This is a genomic window from Actinomyces mediterranea, assembly GCF_900155595.1.
Taxonomy (GTDB): Bacteria; Actinomycetota; Actinomycetes; order Actinomycetales; family Actinomycetaceae; genus Pauljensenia; species Pauljensenia mediterranea.
In genome coordinates, this window is record NZ_FTPB01000004.1 from 933191 (window position 1) to 950513 (window position 17323).

At 63.2% G+C, this 17323-nt stretch carries 15 protein-coding genes; 9 read left to right on the forward strand and 6 right to left on the reverse strand.

Translation table 11 applies throughout. The features are described 5' to 3' along the window. The first annotated feature begins 180 nt into the window (after window positions 1-180). On the forward strand, window positions 181-1143 hold the full coding sequence (gene nrdF / locus BQ7471_RS08195; RefSeq protein WP_076465485.1) for a class 1b ribonucleoside-diphosphate reductase subunit beta: 963 nt from the start codon (window positions 181-183) through the stop codon (window positions 1141-1143). Window positions 1144-1647: 504 nt separating this feature from the next. On the opposite strand, the gene BQ7471_RS08200 is transcribed toward nrdF, so the two are convergent. The 6 genes from BQ7471_RS08200 to BQ7471_RS11695 all read right to left on the reverse strand — a co-directional run bounded on the left by BQ7471_RS08200 (window position 1648) and on the right by BQ7471_RS11695 (window position 6571). Then, window positions 1648-3261 carry a glycoside hydrolase family 36 protein gene (locus BQ7471_RS08200; protein WP_076465486.1) on the reverse strand — a complete coding sequence of 538 codons (1614 nt, stop codon included), beginning with the start codon at window positions 3259-3261 and terminating at the stop codon, window positions 1648-1650. Between the two features lie 117 nt (window positions 3262-3378). Then, the gene (locus BQ7471_RS11685) at window positions 3379-3636 is read right to left on the reverse strand and encodes a hypothetical protein (RefSeq protein ID WP_083663321.1); all 258 of its coding nucleotides are present in this window, start codon (window positions 3634-3636) and stop codon (window positions 3379-3381) included. A gap of 121 nt (window positions 3637-3757) precedes the next feature. Next, a complete protein-coding gene (locus BQ7471_RS08205; RefSeq protein ID WP_083663322.1) occupies window positions 3758-4741 on the reverse strand; it encodes an ABC transporter substrate-binding protein in 984 nt (327 codons plus the stop codon). Window positions 4742-4787: 46 nt separating this feature from the next. After that, a complete protein-coding gene (locus BQ7471_RS08210; RefSeq protein ID WP_076465488.1) occupies window positions 4788-5690 on the reverse strand; it encodes a carbohydrate ABC transporter permease in 903 nt (300 codons plus the stop codon). Window positions 5691-5692: 2 nt separating this feature from the next. Next, window positions 5693-6235, reverse strand: a complete 543-nt coding sequence (locus BQ7471_RS11690) for a carbohydrate ABC transporter permease (RefSeq protein ID WP_235821274.1) — start codon at window positions 6233-6235, stop codon at window positions 5693-5695. Window positions 6236-6238: 3 nt separating this feature from the next. After that, window positions 6239-6571 (reverse strand): carbohydrate ABC transporter permease, encoded by a 333-nt coding sequence (locus BQ7471_RS11695; protein WP_235821275.1) that lies wholly within the window; start codon window positions 6569-6571, stop codon window positions 6239-6241. 154 nt (window positions 6572-6725) lie between these two features. Between BQ7471_RS11695 and BQ7471_RS08220 the strand changes: the two genes are divergently transcribed. The 8 genes from BQ7471_RS08220 to pknB all read left to right on the forward strand — a co-directional run bounded on the left by BQ7471_RS08220 (window position 6726) and on the right by pknB (window position 17252). Beyond that, the gene (locus BQ7471_RS08220) at window positions 6726-7883 is read left to right on the forward strand and encodes an ROK family protein (protein WP_076465490.1); all 1158 of its coding nucleotides are present in this window, start codon (window positions 6726-6728) and stop codon (window positions 7881-7883) included. Window positions 7884-8037: 154 nt separating this feature from the next. Beyond that, a complete protein-coding gene (locus BQ7471_RS08225) occupies window positions 8038-8739 on the forward strand; it encodes an FhaA domain-containing protein (RefSeq protein ID WP_076465491.1) in 702 nt (233 codons plus the stop codon). After that, window positions 8736-9236: an FHA domain-containing protein FhaB/FipA gene (locus BQ7471_RS08230; protein WP_076465493.1), complete on the forward strand. Its 501-nt coding sequence runs from the start codon at window positions 8736-8738 to the stop codon at window positions 9234-9236. Before BQ7471_RS08225 ends, BQ7471_RS08230 begins: the two co-directional genes overlap by 4 nt. Before the next feature lies 1 nt (window position 9237). Then, window positions 9238-10524, forward strand: a complete 1287-nt coding sequence (locus BQ7471_RS08235; RefSeq protein ID WP_076465494.1) for a PP2C family protein-serine/threonine phosphatase — start codon at window positions 9238-9240, stop codon at window positions 10522-10524. Beyond that, on the forward strand, window positions 10524-11912 hold the full coding sequence (locus BQ7471_RS08240) for an FtsW/RodA/SpoVE family cell cycle protein (protein ID WP_076465496.1): 1389 nt from the start codon (window positions 10524-10526) through the stop codon (window positions 11910-11912). Before BQ7471_RS08235 ends, BQ7471_RS08240 begins: the two co-directional genes overlap by 1 nt. Further along, on the forward strand, window positions 11909-13363 hold the full coding sequence (locus tag BQ7471_RS08245; RefSeq protein ID WP_076465497.1) for a peptidoglycan D,D-transpeptidase FtsI family protein: 1455 nt from the start codon (window positions 11909-11911) through the stop codon (window positions 13361-13363). Before BQ7471_RS08240 ends, BQ7471_RS08245 begins: the two co-directional genes overlap by 4 nt. Beyond that, entirely contained in the window at window positions 13360-15270 is a 1911-nt protein-coding gene (locus BQ7471_RS08250) for a serine/threonine-protein kinase (RefSeq protein ID WP_083663324.1), read from the forward strand. Before BQ7471_RS08245 ends, BQ7471_RS08250 begins: the two co-directional genes overlap by 4 nt. Then, window positions 15246-17252: a Stk1 family PASTA domain-containing Ser/Thr kinase gene (gene pknB, locus BQ7471_RS08255; protein WP_076465499.1), complete on the forward strand. Its 2007-nt coding sequence runs from the start codon at window positions 15246-15248 to the stop codon at window positions 17250-17252. Before BQ7471_RS08250 ends, pknB begins: the two co-directional genes overlap by 25 nt. Window positions 17253-17323: the final 71 nt, after the last annotated feature.

The window sequence follows — 17323 nt, forward strand, 5'->3', positions numbered from 1 at the left end:
CAACCGCTGAAGCTGCATGATTCAACCAAGCAAACCGGACCAGAATAAAACCCACGAGGCTTCAGGACGATGAAGCACCGTCAGGAGCTTCACCCGTCCCGCCCTCGTCCATCGGGCAGATGCCGGGTACGCTTGACGTCGATCCGCTTTGTGGGCGGCGGTTATTTGTCAGGAGGACGCGTGAGCACGGAGCCGGTTTTCGAGGCCATCAACTGGAACCACATCGAGGACGAGAAAGACCTCGAGGTCTGGGATCGACTCACCGGTAATTTCTGGCTGCCCGAGAAGATCCCGCTGTCGAATGACATCCCCTCGTGGAACACCCTCCACGCCGATGAACAGCTCATGACGAACCGCGTCTTCACCGGCCTCACCCTGCTCGACACCCTCCAGGGCACGATCGGCGCGGTGTCCCTCATCCCTGATGCCCGCACGCCCCACGAGGAAGCGGTCCTGACGAATATCGCCTTCATGGAGTCCGTTCACGCCAAGTCGTACTCGTCGATCTTCTCTACCCTGTTGTCGACGGAGGATATCAACGCATCCTTCCGCTGGTCGGAGGAGAACGTTGCCCTGCAGAAGAAAGCGGAGATCATCAAGGGCTACTACGAGGGCGACGACCCGGCCAAGCGCAAGGTCGCCTCGACGATGCTCGAATCCTTCCTCTTCTACTCCGGTTTCTACGCCCCCATGTACTGGAGTGCGCATGCCAAGCTGACGAACACCGCCGACCTCATCCGCCTCATCATCCGCGACGAGGCCGTCCACGGCTACTACATCGGCTACAAGTACCAGCTCGCCGTCGCCGAATCCACGCAGGAGCGGCGCGACGAGCTCAAGGACTACACGTACTCCCTGCTCTACGAACTCTACGAGAACGAGGAACAGTACACCGAGGACCTCTACGATCCGCTCGGCCTGACCGAGGACGTGAAAAAGTTCTTGCGTTACAACGCGAACAAGGCGCTCATGAACCTGGGCTACGAGGCGCTGTTCCCCGCAGATGAAACCAATGTCAACCCTGCGATCCTCGCAGCCCTGTCCCCGAACGCGGACGAGAACCACGACTTCTTCTCGGGTTCGGGCTCCTCCTACGTCATCGGGGAGATCGTCGACACCGAGGATGACGACTGGGACTTTTGAACCTCCCCTTTCCCTACGGTGCGGCCTTGGTAACCGTGAGGGATATCAGGTCCGGTGCTGGTGCGGAGTCGTTGCCCAGAGTAATCGTGTGAATTCTGCGAGTCAGGGGGATCGAGATGGTCCGGATGGCTCGTTGCGACCAGCTTCCCGTCTAGATAGAGCCGCATCTTCCCTGGAGCCATTCAAAACCGTAGGTGTGCCCATTGGGCGCTGAGATCGCTTCCGTAGTTCCACTACGCCTCAGGATCTCGAAAATATCGACCTCGCCGGATTGACGCGCCTGCGTATTGGCATTCTCGGGCTGATCCTGATCAATCCATAGTTTCAGGCTCCCCTCAGACACCCGGTACCGAGCCTGCGTCCCCTCCGATGTCGACTAGTGCGGCAGGTAGTCACTCGTGAAGAGTTGATGTCGTCGCCGTTGAACTCTTCCGATGCCGCGAGAACATAGCCGCTGCGTTCGGAAGAGCCGGGATCGATGAGCCCCGTGGAAGCATCCATCAGTCACTTGACGAGGAGACGGTCCGAGATTCGTCCACGCGGATCGATCCACGGCTCGAAATCAATCCGCATCCCGTTAATGGTGAACACGTAGCGAGAGTCCTGGATGACCGTGGGCCGTCGCGCGCGGGTGCCCATTTCTGCGCAGGTCTGTCGCACCGATGCCCGCTCCTCATCGGTGAGCCACGCATCGGGGTCGGAGCATGAGAAATCGTCGCAGACGATCGACAGGTACCGCGTCATGGCGTTGGCCTGCGGGGATAGGAGCGAACCCCGAGTGCGCGCATACGCGACATCCGGGTCGATGCCCACCAGGGATTTCAACCAGGTTCTCGCCAGAGAATTGCGCAGCGCGTTACGCATCGCGGGGCCGCTCGGATCACGATGCCTGTCGGTGTTATCCCAGTAGGGGGCGGTATCCGGACCGACACGGATCGAGTCGACGAGCCCGAGAGAGGGCGCGACGACGGCGCCGGAGGCGAGGATGAACGCGTCTGCGGCTGCGGATCGAATGAGTTGGAGGGCCGTGCGATAGGCCACTTCGCGCGGAATATCCAGGTGGCGCACTCCCTCGATCGCCCCGGCATTGAGGAAGTCGAGCTTGAGATGCGCGTACCCCCACCCGTTGACCCGGGTGATCGTGTCCATCAGCCACCGGCGGGCACCGGGGTGTGTGACATCAAGGGAGAAATAATGCTGCCCCCAGTTGTGGCCCGCAACCGCGAGGCGTCCGTCCCGCGTATGCACGAAATATTCGGGATGTTCGGAGACGATAGGGGTACCACGAGTGGCGATCAGCGGCGCGATCCACAGCCCCGGTGTCATTCCCGCACCTCGGATGCTCGTCGCGAGTGATGCCATTCCTGCGGGGAAGTCGCCGTTCGGTTCCCACCATCCCACCGCTTTTTCCCAGCCATCATCGATTTGAATGACGTCGTAGCCGTTGCGGGCTGCGGGCTGCGGGCTGCGGGCTGCGGGCTGCGGGCTGCGGGCTGCGGGCATGATCTCATCTTCGATGGTGCGTTGGGTGATCTCTTCGAACCACGAGTACCACGATGACCACACGGCACTCGACGGATGGGGCTGATGGAACGCGTCGTCTGCCGTTGATCCCGCAAGGGCCTCAGCATACGCGTCCCAGCATTCGCGCTCGGGGCCGATCATCAAGAACCATCCGCTCACCCGGCCTGATTCCCCACAGTCGCGCGTATCGGCGTGGTCGGTGGACTCCTGGTCGAGCGGCGTTCCACGGATCTGGCCGGGCAGGAACGTGAGGAGTCCCGAATAATGTCCGAGTGATCCGATCAGGAGGCTCACGTCCTCACTCACACTCAGACAGGTCACCATATACGATCGGTGGAGTTCCTCGGAGTCGGTGACGGCGTCTTCGGCCGTCAGCGTTCGTTCCGGGTTGTTCCATACGCGCCACGGATCACGGTTGAGACGCCACCATGCGGTCGGGGACCATGACGTCCACCCGTGTCGGTAGTACTCCGTGTCAGCGGGCAGATCGTGTGCCACTGAGATCGTTGAGGATCCGCTCGTTACCGTGCGGCTCGTTGTCCCGTCGTGGAGAATCGCCCACTCCCCGTCATTACAGACAATGCGTATATCCATGCTGCCCTTACGTGAACTTGGCGCGGCGCCATTCATTGACCCCGGGGGTCCGGGCCGGTTGGGCGCTGTCATCCGTCACGCCCAGTCGCCCCGATTCCGCTGCGGATCGGCCCTGGTCTACTTGCTTGACAGGATCGAGTTGATCTTGTCGTTCAGGGGCGGAAGCACCTGTGAGGGCGCTGCTGTTCCGCGCTCGATCTGCTCAATGACCAGGTCGGCCTCCGTGTTGATCTCATCGGCCTTGAACGTGATCGGGTAGTAGGCCAAGGAGTCCGGCTGCTGCGCAATGTCCCAGTAGGCAGACACGTCGACTCCCTTGGCCTTGTGCGCGTCTGCGGCTGCCTGCGACTGCGCTTTGATCGAGGGGAAGACCACGGCTTCCTTCGCGACAATGGACTGGCACTTGTCGGAGGTGAGGAACTTGACCCACTTCCAGGACTCTTCGGGGTGCTTCGTATCCTTTGAGATCGAAGGGGCGATTCCGTTGATGATCGTCTTACGGCCCGCGGGACCGGCGGGCAGGGGGGGCGAATCCGAACTTCTGGGCGGTGGAGGAGGCCCACGTGTTGATGCGCCATGAGCCGTCAGGGACCAGGGCCGCCTTGTTCTGCTCCATCATCGGTTGCAGACCCAGGTTCCCAGCCTGTTCGACGGGGGTGACGTATCCGGCTTGGATCTGCTTTTGCCACCAGGTGAGGGCCTCGGCGAGCTTGGGATCGTCCAGTTGGTATTTGGTTCCGAAGGGGTTTTCGTCGAGGTAGTTGAATCCGTTGGACAGGGCGAGCCACGACCAGGGTCCCTGTCCGACGACGCCCCCGCCGCTTTCGAGGCCCCATCCGTAGGTTTCGACATTATTCTTGTCGAAGCCCTCCTCATCGCCCCGCACGCCATTCTTATCGATGGTCAGGTGCGCGATCAGTTTGCCGAAAGAGCCGCCGTCCTGCGGGTTCCAGTCGAGGTTTTTCAGGGAGGCGGGGTCAACGCCGCCGTCTTGGATGTCTTTGACGTTGTACACCAGACCGATCGTGTCCCAATCCTGCGGGATTCCGTAGCGTTTGCCGTCGTGTTCCCACAGGGACGCGAGGTTTCCCGTGTATTGGCTGAAGTCCACCGGATCGTTCGCGAGGTGGGGATTGAGGTCCGCCAGGACCCCCTTGCTGGCGAGTTCCGGATAGTGTGCGACGTGATTGGTGAATACGTCGGGCGCCGTCCCGCCGTTGAAGGCGAGGGATAGGTTCTGCCAGTAGTCGTCCCATCCGGACTGCTCGATCTTGACGTCAATCCCCGTCTCTTCTTTGAATTGTGCCGCGCATTTCTCGTAGACGGGCTTCTGGTTGGGATCCCAGAGGGCGTAGGTGATCGTCGTCCCTCCCGCTGATGGCTGGCTTCCCTCGGTGAGTTCGCTGGGGGTGCAGGCGGCGAGCGACAGTATCATCACCGCACTGGTGAGCACGACCGTGCTCTTGAACGGGGTTTTCATTGTGTTCTCTCTCCTTCGAGTAGAATTGTTCGCAGGATGGGGACTTCTATTTCGCCGATGTGAGCCCGATCGAACTCACGAGCTTACGGCCGAAGACCAGCAGCAGGAGCAGCATGGGGAGTGTCTGGAGTGCCGCGGCGGCTATCAGGCCTGCCCAGTCGGGCCGTGTCGAGGGTGACGCCTGCTGGAAGACGGCCAATGCCACGTTCAGCAGGCGCACTGCGTGTTCCTTGCCGATGAGCTGGGGCCAGAGGTATTCATTCCAGGCGAATACGGCCTGAATGATTCCGACTGTTGTGATCGGGGTCGCGCTCATGGGGACGATAATGCGCGCGAATGTGCGCCAATACCCCGCGCCGTCGATTTTTGCTGCTTCCTCAACCTCTTTGGGGATCGACAAGAAGAATTGTCGCAGGAAGAAGATGGCGAAGGGGCTGACGAAGAAGTAGGGGGCGAGGAGGCCAGGGAAAGTGTTGAGGAGATTGGCGTTCTTGATCAGAACGAAGTTCGGCAAAACGATGAAGATGGGCGGAATCATCATTCCGGTCAGGAGGATCGTGAAGATGATGTCTCTGCCCGGGAACCTCAGGCGCGCGAAAGCGTAGGCCGCCATTGTCGACGTGACCAGCTGGCCGAGTACGAGCAGTGACGTGAAGACCAGCGTGTTGCGCAGGTAGAGCCAGAAGTACATCTTGGCCCCTGCTCCGCCTGCGGCCAAGTCTTCTTCGGGTGACACGAGTCCCAGGACCCGCTTGAAGTTGATGAACGAGGCGTTGCGCGGAATGAGCGAGTAGTCGCCGTCGAAGATGTCGGCATTGGGCGTGAAGGCCGTCCTCAAGGCCCACACGAACGGCAAGAGTGTGACGATCAATAGGAGGATCAGCGCCATCCATCCCACGATCCTTCCCGGCCGGATCCGCCAGCGCTTCTTCTGTGTCAGGGTAGCCATAGTCAGTCCAAGTCCGTTTCGGTTGCTCGCGTCATTTTCAGCTGGAGAACGGTCATCACCAGGATGATCAGGAGGAGGACGACCGCCATCGCCGCCGCGTACCCCATTTGCCCCTGCTGGAAGGCTTTCTCGTAGATGTAGAAGTAGATGACCCGGGTTTTCCCGATCGGCCCGCCCTTCGTCGCGACCGCAACGGTATCGAAGATCTGGAACGAGCCGATCATCGAGACGACGATGACCATGACCAGGATCGGGCGGATCAGCGGCAGCGTGATCGAGCGGAATGTTCGCCATATCGACGCCCCGTCGAGCTCCGCGGCCTCGTACACCATTGCGGGGACAGTCTGCATTCCGGCGAAAATGAGGAGGGCGGTATAGCCCATGTTCCGCCACGAATTGACCAGTGCGACGGTGAAGATCGCCAGATGCGGATCGCCGTAGAACGCAATCGGTCTCGTGCCGATCATCGAGAGGAGGTGGTTGACGAGTCCGACATTCGGGTCCAGAACGAAGAGGGTGATCACCGCGACGGTGACGTTCGGCACGAGTCAAGGCACGAGGAGCAGGGATCTGATCACCATCGACTGGCTGATGCGCTGCATGAGGACTGCGATGCCGAGTCCGGCGACCGTCTGAGTCGCGATGTTCACAATGACGTAGATCAAGGTCGTGACCAGCGCGTTCCCGAAGTGCTCATCGCTGAGGAGCGCCCGGTAGTTGTCCAGTCCGATCCACCGTGCGGGGGGCAGTAAATCCCAATCAGTGAAACTGATCTGCACCCCGCGGATCATGGGGACAAGGTAAAAGACGATGAAACCTGCACAGGCCGGGACGATGAAGAGGTACGCGACTCGTCGCTCGGTCCTGCGTTGGCGGCTCATCCTTGAGGACTGTTCCACAGTTCCCTTCCCGCTCCTCGTGAGAGATGGGGCGTCATCGACCGTCTCACGCGAGCTCAACTACGCACATAGTTATAATATTATATTTATTAATGTGCAAGTGATTCACCCCTCAAAGCAGACAAGGCGGCCCGAGATGGCGCAGAAACGGCGCATCCAACGCAGGCACAACATGTTCACGGTCATCACCCGATGCGGCAGCGGCCCCCACACAATGGCGGAACTCGCCGCGAAAGCCGGAGTCACCCGCCCGGCGATCGAAGCCGTGATCGCGGACCTCACAGCCCTGGAGTGGCTCGAACCCACAGACGCCCCCAGCCAACGCGCCATCGGACGCCCCGCCGCCTACTTCCGCCTCAAACCCTCAACGACCTCGATCCTCGCCCTCGACATCGGGGCGCACCACATCAGCGCGATGCGCGCGACATACTCGGGGGATATCCTCGCCGAGGACTCGATGCCCATTGACGAACAGGTCCCCGCTTCGCAGCGACTACGCGTAGCGGCACGCCTCGCCCGCGATTTGACGGCGCACGCGCACAAACCGCTCGTGTGCGCGGTCGCCTCGCCGGGAATCATTGACGACAACACCGTTACATACTTCGGAGGCCGGGGCATGCCCGGATGGCAGGGACTCAACCTCGCCGACAGCCTCGGCCCCTCGCTCAACACCAGGGTCATCTCCTCGGGGGACTGCGCCCTCGGGGCGCGCGGGGAATCCTGGAAGGGCGCCGCCGCGAATGTCAGCGACGTCCTCTACATCCTCGCGGGACAGCGCACGGGGGCCGCTTCAGTGATCGACGGGCGGGTCCACGCGGGGCACGCGGGAAGCGCGGGCCTCATCGGAGAATTCCCCGAACTAAAGTGGCGCGAGCTCGAGGAAGAAACCTTCGCCTCGGCGCTCTACCCCGACGGGCAGCCCGTACGAGACGCGCTTTTCCCCCTCGCGGCGGGCGGCGACACCACGGCTCTGCGAGCCGTGCAAGAATACGCCGACCGATTGGCCCTGGGGATTGACGCCATGATTCTCGCAACAGCGCCCGAGTGCGTCGTCATCGGAGGACGATTCGCCGCCCACGCCGACCTATTCCTACCACGATTGATCGAGCGATCCGCGCAGGTGTGCCCCTTCCCCCCGAAGATCACCGCCTCGTCCCTGGGCGGACGCGAAGTGATCCTCGGCGCGATCCGCTACGCGATTGACGCCGTCACCGATCGGTTGGGTGAAATGGTCAGGGACTCCGACCGGTTCCCCCACGCCTCGCCGGACAGCCTATGGGAGGCTACTCACTAAAGGTCGATTCCCGCTGCTTCAAGGCCCAATTATCGATCCGCCGGTTAGCCAGCAACCCTCAAGGTCACAACAATGGTTAGACTATGGCTGGACGTGTGCGCCCACTAGGAAGGTACGTCGCGCGAAGCGCGCGGGGGAATGGGAAGAGACGACTATGAGCATCTTCGACCGTTTTGAGAACGCCGTCGAACGAGGCGTCAACGACGCCTTCTCTCGCGTCTTCAAGTCGGGGATCAAGCCCGTCGACGTGAACTCCGCTATTCGCCGCTCCATGGACGATTCCGCTCACGAACTCTCCTCGGATCGCACCATTGCCGCGAATCGCTTCGTCGTCCACGCCGCACAATCCGACCTCGACTCCCTTGAGGCGAGCCTCGACGTCCTCGCGGATGAATTCGCCCAACAGGCCACCGAATACGCGACATCGTGCGGCTATGCCCTCCTGGGCCCCGTCACCGTCGAATTCGTCGTCGACCCCCAGGAGATGACCGGTCAGCTCAGCGTCCAGTCCTCGAACCGGCGGGGCGCGGCAGCACCCGCGACCGCTTCCTCCCCCTCGCCCAAGCATCCGATCATCGACATTGACGGCGAGAAGTGGCTGTTGACGGAGCCCGTCACCGTCATCGGGCGCGGCTCCGAAGCCGATATCGTCGTCTCCGACTCGGGGGTCTCCCGGCGCCACCTCGAACTGAGGATCACTCCGACCGGAGTCATCGCCACTGACCTCGGCTCCACGAACGGGACCTTCGTCGAAGGGCACAAGGTCGAGGCGGCGACCCTCCTCGACGGGAATCGGATCGTCATCGGACGCACCACGATCTTCTTCTGGACGCACCCGGAGGACGGTGATCAATGACCACGGATCTCGCGTTCACAGTCTTTCGGATCGGCTACCTCATTCTCCTATGGATCTTCGTCCTCGGAGCGGTCAATACGCTGCGCCGCGACGTCTTCGGCACTGTCGTCACCCCACGCGGCAAGGGCCGCAAAGAGGCCGATCAGCGGCGCAGGGAGAGTCGGAAGTCCCGCCTCGCCGACCGCGCCTCGGGTGCGATGGACGAAGCGCCGCACAACATCCTCCTCACCGGCGGCCCCCTTGTCGGCACCGTCATGCCCCTGACGGGGTCTCCTCTCATCATTGGCCGCTCGCCCGCCTCGACGCTCGTCCTCGAAGACGAGTACGCGTCGAGCCGCCATGCGCGCCTGGCGCCCTCCGATGAGGGCTGGTGGATCGAGGACCTGGGCTCGCGCAACGGCACCTTCGTTGACGATGAGCGTTTGAGCGAGCCGCGCCTGCTCAAAGCCGGTGATGTCGTTCGCATCGGTCAGACGACTCTTGAACTGGTGAGGTGACATGCCGATCCAGCCCGTCGAGTTCCACTGCGCCGCCCGATCCGATGTCGGCCTGGTCCGATCGAATAACCAGGATTCCGGATATGCGGGGGCCAATCTCCTCGTCCTCGCCGACGGCATGGGCGGGCCCGCGGGCGGTGATATCGCCTCCTCTGTAGCGATCGCGCACCTCGTTCCCCTCGACACCGATTCTCATCCGGCCGAGTCGATGCTGCCCCTGTTGCGCGAGGCCCTCATGGATGCGCACGACGAATTGTCGGATCGCTCCTCGCGAGACAAGGACCTGAGGGGCCTCGGGACGACGTGCATCGCCCTCATGAGGTCGGGCAATAAACTCGCGATGGTCCACATCGGGGACTCGCGCGCCTATGTGCTGCGCGGAACGACCCTCACGCAAGTGACAACGGACCACTCCTTCGTCCAATACCTCGTCGAAACGGGGCAGATCACGCCTGAAGAGGCCGAGCACCACCCAAATCGCAATGTCGTCCTGAAGATCCTCGGCGACGCCCAAGCCGATGTCAGCCCCGATGAGACGATGCGCGAAGCGATTCTGGGAGACCGCTGGCTCCTCTGTTCGGACGGATTGTCCGGCGTCGTCTCCCCCGACACGATCGGCAACGTCCTCGCAGAGGTGACAGACCCCGGTGAGTGTGCCGAGGCTCTCACCCGTCTCGCCCTGCGCGCAGGCGGCCCCGACAACATCACCTGTATCGTCTGCGACATCGTCGCATCCGGCTCCTTCCCCCCGTCGACGCCGCAGATCGTCGGCGCCGCGGCGATCGATCGCCATGCTGAGAGCCGCGGAGGGGGCGGAGCCGCGGCCCGCGCCGCCGCACTGCGCAGGACGCGCCCCCTCGACCCCGATGATGACGAGGACGACCCGCAACCCGCATTCAGGCGGTGGCTCGCCCCGCTCGTCGTCCTCATCACTTCCCTGCTCATCATCGGCGCCGGGTGGCTCGGCTGGGCATGGACCCAGACCCAGTACTACGCCATCGGAGAGGACGGTTACGTCGTCATCTACCAGGGGATCCCCCAATCCCTCGGGTCCTGGCAGCTATCCCACGCCGTTGAGGTGACCAACCTGCCCCTCGCCCAGCTGTCGGCCGTGGACCGCGACCGACTCAAAGACCCGGTGATCCGTTCATCGCGCAACGAGATCGACACCTATGTCGAACAGCTCCGCGTCGCGGCTGCGAGGCGCTCCGCGGTCCTCCAGCCCTTGCAGAACCAGTCGGGATCAGCGCCCCAATCCGGCAGCGAATCCCAATCGGGGGCGGACTGATGGCCACAGTCTCCATCGCGCCCGCAAGGCCCAAGCGCCTCCTCGAGATCATCCTCATGATCCTCGCACTGGCCATCGGCATCGGCGGCTACGTCCTCACCAGCATTAACCGGACGGGGCACTTCCCCGGCAACCTCCTGCAGCACATCGCCGTCCTCCTGGCCCTCGCCCTCGTCGCCGAACTCGGCATGCACATCCTCGCGCCCTTCGCCGACCCCGTGATCCTCCCGATCGCCGTCGCACTATCGGGGTTGGGACTGGCGATGATCTACCGGCTCGACATGTCGTACGAGCTGCTCGAACAGGCAACGGTGGGGATGCGCCAACTGATGTTCGTCGGCATTGCAATAGCGGCGGCCGCTTTGACTCTCGTCCTCCTGCGCGATCACCGGATCCTCCGCCGCTACACCTACACCTTCGGCGTCATCTCACTCATCCTTCTGCTCCTGCCGATGATCCCCGGGCTCGGTCAGGAGACCTTCGGCGCCCGCGTGTGGATCCGCGTCGGGCCGATGTCATTCCAGCCCGGTGAACTCGTCAAGATCACGCTCGCGCTGTTCTTCGCCGGATATCTCGTCACCAATCGCGACAATCTCGCGATCGGAGGGCGCAAACTCCTCGGGATCCGCCTGCCACGCGCACGCGACCTCGGACCGATCCTCGTGGTGTGGATGATCGGCGTGGCGATCCTCGTTCTCCAGCGGGACCTGGGCACGTCGCTGCTTTTCTTCAGCCTCTTCGTCGCAATACTGTACGTGGCGACGAATAGGGTCTCCTGGCTCATCATCGGCTTCGTCATGTTCGTTCCCGCAGTGCTCGTGACGATCAGGGCATTCCCGCATGTCGCGAACCGCTTCACCGTGTGGATCAACGCCCTCGACAATGACGTGTACGAGAAGATCGGAGGCTCTTACCAACTCGTCCAGTCCCTCTTCGGCCAGGCGTCAGGCGGCCTCATGGGGACCGGCTGGGGCCGCGGATACCCGCAGCTCGTGCCGCTGGCGAACTCCGACTTCATTCTCTCCTCGCTCGCCGAAGAACTGGGGATGACCGGGCTCGCGGCAATCCTGCTGCTCTACCTCGTCCTCATCGAACGGGGCCTGCGCGCCGCGATCTCGGTGCGAGACGGCTTCGGCAAACTCCTCGCAACGGGTTTGAGCTTCTCCCTGGCAATCCAACTCTTCGTCGTCCTTGGCGGCATCACCCGCCTCATCCCCCTGACGGGTCTCACTGCGCCATTCCTGGCCGCCGGAGGCTCATCAATGGTGTCCTCGTGGCTCACCGTCGCACTCCTCATCCGGATCTCCGACGCCGCCCGTAGGCCTGCCGCGACCCCCTCCCCGTGGAACTCGGGAATCCACCCCGACGGTTTGGAGCGGACGCTATGAACCGTCAGATCCGCCGACTCTTCATCGTCATCCTCGCCATGTTCGCGATGCTCGGACTGGCCGTGACGAATAACCAGTTCCTCCAGACGCCCTCGCTCAACGCCGATTCGCGCAACGAACGCACGATCCTGCACGCCGCAGAAACAGACCGCGGGCCCATCATCGTCGGGGAGAGTGCCGTCGCCTCGTCGACGAAACTCGAAGGATCGACGCGCTTTCAGCGCTCCTACTCGCAAGGCCCCCTCTACGCCTCCGTCACCGGTTATTTCTCAGCAGCGTTCTCACAGGCGACTGGCCTTGAGGCGGCGGCCGAGTCCGTCCTCGACGGCCAATCCGATGCACTCCTCGCCCAGCGACTGCGCAACCTGTTCACGGGGGCGAATCGCCAGGGCGGCGGCATCGTGCTCACGCTGGACTCGACTCTCCAACAGATCGCAGCCGAACAATTGGGCGACCGAAAGGGGGCCGTCGTCGTCCTCAATGCGAAAACGGGAGCGATCCTGGCGCTGTACTCATCGCCGAGCTACGACCCCAATGCGCTCACCGCCTTCGACTCCGCTGCAGTCAATGACGCCTACGAAGCATTGGCGGTGGACCCCTCAGATCCCCTGTCGAATCGGGCGATTGCGGGCAACCGTTACGCCCCGGGTTCCACCTTCAAGATCCTCACGACGATCGCTCTCCTTGAAAACGGGGTGGCGACGGCGACGACGAATCTCGAATCCCCCGTGTCGACGGTCTTGCCCGGCACACAGACGACGGTGTCGAATATCGATTCGGCGACCTGCGGGGACGGCAATCCGACGCTGGAGGAGGCCTTCGCCCGCTCCTGCAACACCACCTTCCTCATCGCCTCGCAGAATCTCACCCACGATCAACTATCCGGTGTTGCCAAGCGCTTCGGTTTCGGCACCGCTTCTGCGATTCCCCTATCTGTCACCCCCTCCACCTTCCCCGACCAGACGGATCCCGCTCAGCTCGCAATGACCTCCATCGGGCAGTTCTCCGTCCAAGCCACACCTTTGCAGATGGCGCAGATCGCCCAAGCGATCGGCAATGACGGGACGATGATGACGCCCTACCTCATCGACAGGATCGTCGACGCCGACCTGCAGGTCCAGTCTGAAACCACGCCGAAGGCGCTATCCACCCCCGTATCCGCCGATGTGGCGAATCAGGTGACGGAGATGATGAAGTCCGTCGTCTCCGCGCCCTACGGCTCGGGAACGTCAATGGCCCTCGACGGCGTGTCCGTCGCCGCGAAGACGGGCACCGCCGAGACCGGGGTCGATGGTTTCGCCAACGCCTGGGCGGTCGGGTTCGCACCCGCGGACGACCCTCAGATCGCCTTCGCGGTCATCGTCGAGGGCGACGAGTCCGATCCTGCGCCCCATGGCGGCATCGTCGCCGGCCCGATCGCCCGTGCTCTCCTGGAAGCAGGTGTCAAATGAGCCCACAGCGCATCAAGAACTCAGCCGGTCACGTCCTCGGCGGACGCTATACACTGCTCGCTCCCATCGCTCAGGGCGGTATGGGTGAGGTGTGGAAGGCGCGCGACCGCGAAACCGGTCAACTCGTCGCCGCGAAGGTCCTCAAGTCGGAGCTGTCCGGAGAAGAACTCTCCTTGTCGCGGCTGCGCCTCGAGGCCCGCAATGCGATGAGCATCCAGCACCCCAATATCGCCAACGTTCAGGATTCTGGCGAAGAGGACGGGCGCGGCTGGATCATCATGGAGCTCGTTGAGGGCAAGCCCCTCACCCACTACCTGCGGGGCGGTTCGCGTATTGAACCCGTGGACTTGCTGCCGATCCTCATGCAGATCGCCATGGCGTTGGGGGCTGCCGCACAGGCGGGTGTCGTCCACCGCGATATTAAGCCCGCGAACGTCCTCGTCCGCTCCGATGGAATGGTGAAACTGACGGACTTCGGGATCTCACGAGCCTCCGACCAGGTGGATCTGACCGCCGCCGGGATGGTCATGGGAACGGCGCAGTACCTGCCCCCCGAGCAGGCGATGGGAGAGGAGGCGACCTCTATCGGCGACCTCTACGCCCTCGGAATCATCGCCTACGAGGCCGCTTCCGGTCGGCGCCCCTTCACCGGCAACACCCAGGTCGATATCGCATTCGCGCACGTCAACGACCCTGTTCCGCCCCTGCCGTCGGATGTTCCACAGCCTTTCGCGGATGTCGTGCTGCACCTGTTGGAGAAGGATCCCTCCAAGAGGCCGGAATCCGGAGTCGCCGTCGTGCGCGAATTGTCAGCTGCCGCAAGGGCGATGGGCATCCCCGTGAGCGCACACCCCCTTCCCGAGCCCAAAGCTTCGGGGGAAGTGGACGATCCCGTGTCCGCGGCGCTGTCCTCGCTGCCACCGGTGCGCCATGTGCGCAAGCGCCAACTCCCCGATTCGATGCTGCAAGAGCCCGCGGGCCTGCGCGATGAGCACCCGGCCGCCCCTTCAGTCGTCCCCGCCGAGACGAGCGCGCCCGAAGCCGCCGCGCCTGCCGTGTCAGCACCTGTTACCGCGTCTCCCGCTGCGTCAGCGCCCGTTGCCCCGGCGCCCGACGCTGCGAAGTCCCACGTTCACTCCGATGAGGCCGCCGCCAAGGCGCCTGCTCCCGAAGCGGGTCCCACACCCAATGACACCGCGGGGGGCGACCCGAACGCCCAGCGTCGCAATGCCCTCGTCGCCCGCCTGCGCGAGCGCGCACGGGCACGTGAAGAAGCCCGACGCGAAGAGGCCCCTCGCCCCCCCGCACCCCGCGAATCTGCGGCGGAGCCGCAAGTCACCCACCTGACGGGACTGGCGGCGGCCAGATTGCACGCCTCCGACGTCAAGCAGCCGCTGGAACGCACCCTTGACATGCCCCCCGAACTGCTGCCCGTGGCCGCGCGCAAGGGCCGTCTGCCCGAACCCGAGCTCACAATGCCGTGGCAGCCGACGCGCTCATCGTCCACCGTGTCGAAGCGTTCACAATCATCCAATCGGCGCAAGCACTCCGACGCGACCACAGCCTCCACGCACAGTGCATTGCCGCAGGGATTCCCAGAGCCCAGGAGTGGGACCCCGCGGCCCCTGCCGCAAGGAATGTGGTACGCGGTGTCGGAAAAAGCAGCAGGGCTGGCTCACGAGACCCCCATCGCGCCGACCGCCTATAATCGTTCGGTCGTCGCACCGCCCGTACCCCTGGGCAAGCGGTTCCTTCGGGGCATGCTCATCGCCCTCATTATCTGTGTCATGATCGCGATCGCCGCGTATTTCGTCCATAACAAGTTAGGCTCTCTCACGTCCATCATCGGACAGGGTTCACACGTTCACGAGGAGGTTCGGACATGGCTGACTCCGCTCGCCGTCTAGCAGGCAGGTATGAGGTGCGCTCACTCATCGGGCGCGGCGGCATGGCCGAAGTGCATCTGGGGTTCGACTGGCGACTCTCGCGCACAGTCGCGATCAAAATGCTGAGGAGCGACCTCGCACAAGACTCCGTGTTCCTTGCTCGTTTCCGCAGGGAGGCACAATCCGCTGCCTCCCTCAACCATCCGAATATCGTCGCCGTCTACGACACCGGCGAAGAGATCGTCACAGGAGCCAATGGGCGGGCCCTCTCCGTCCCCTACATCGTGATGGAATACGTCGAAGGGCACACCGTCAAAGAACTGCTCTCGGACGGCACCCCCGTGCCGATCAATGAAGCCATCCAGATCGTTTCCGGCGTCCTGTCCGCCCTCGAATACTCCCATGCCCAGCACCTCGTCCACCGCGATATCAAGCCGGGCAACATCATGTTGACCAACACCGGCAAGGTGAAGGTCATGGACTTCGGCATCGCCCGAGCCCTGACCGACTCCCAGGCGACGATGACTCAGACGAATGCCGTCGTCGGCACCGCCCAGTACCTCTCCCCCGAACAGGCGCGCGGCGAGCAGGTCGATGCGCGTTCGGACTTATACTCGACCGGCGTCGTCCTCTTCGAACTGCTCACGGGCCGCCCGCCATTCATCGGCGATTCAGCGGTGTCGGTGGCGTACCAGCATGTCCAGCAGCTCGCACCGACGCCCTCGTCGATCACCCCGGACGTGCCCGAGGCTCTGGACCGCGTCGTCATGAAGGCCCTCGCGAAGGATCGCGACGAGCGCTACACCTCGGCGGGCTCCATGATGGCCGACCTCATGCGCGCCTCCCATGACGGGCGGGTCAGTGCACCCGATGTCGCCGTGTGGGAGCAGCAGACGACGAAACTACCGCCAACGGAGGAAGTAGGACCCACCCAGACTCTTCCCGCTGCCGCTCTCAGCCCCTCCACTGCGACCTCGACGATCGCCGCGATCAATGGCGAAAAGGAGCAGAAGAAGAAGCACACCGGCGCCATTGTCGGCGTCATCGTCATCGCGGTCCTTCTCATTGCGGGCATCTGGTATGCGCTGACCAACACCGGCGGGCAGCAGACGGAGACGGTCGCCGTTCCCGCCAACCTCGTCGGCATGACTCAAGCAGAAGCGAAGTCGGCGATCGAGGCCGCAGGCCTCGTCTTCGCGATCTCGAGCGAAACGGTCTCCTCTGAGGAGGTCCCCGAGGGGAATGTTGCCGAGACGAACCCCGCGTCGGGGACCTCCGCTGAAAAGGGCTCAACAGTCGAAGTGAAACTGTCGAGCGGATCCGCGTCGGTAACGATCCCGGATAACCTCATCGGCATGAAGCCCGAAGAGGCCCAGGCGGCGATTGAGGCCCTTGGGCTGAAGTGGCGCACCTCATCAGAAAGGGTCGCATCGGAAAGTGTCAGCGAGGGCAGCGTCGCTGAACTCAACCCGTCTGCGGGATCCAAGGTGAAGAAGGGTGAGACTGTCACCGGCAAGCTCTCCTCGGGTTCGGATAATGTGACGATCCCTGACATCATCGGCATGACGCAGGATCAGGCTCGCGAGAAGCTCGCCGACGTGGGCCTGCAGGTCGGCTCCGTCGAAACCGCCGACGACCCCTCCCAGGAGCAGAACCACGTGACTACGACAGTCCCCGCCATTGGTGAAAGAGCGAAGAAGGGCGATTCGGTGACGCTGACACTCGCCTCGGGCAAGGTCGTCATCCAGTCCGGCATCGTCGGTATGGAGCAGGCCGCCGTGTCTGCGGCGCTGTCGAATCTGACGCTGTCGGCAACCGTGGAGGAGCAGTACTCAGACACGGTTGAGAAGGGATACGTCATTTCTGTCAGCCCCGGCGAGGGCTCGATCGTGCCTCAGCGGTCGACGGTGATAGTCACCGTGTCCAAGGGTAAAAAACCCGCATCGAATACCGGAGGCACGTCGAATACGGGGCAGACCGGGGGGACGAACTCCGGGCACTGACGCCGCGACTGAGAGGGAGGGAATACGCCCCCGCCCTCTCTCCATGAACCCGCTCGCCAGCCTGTACTCGC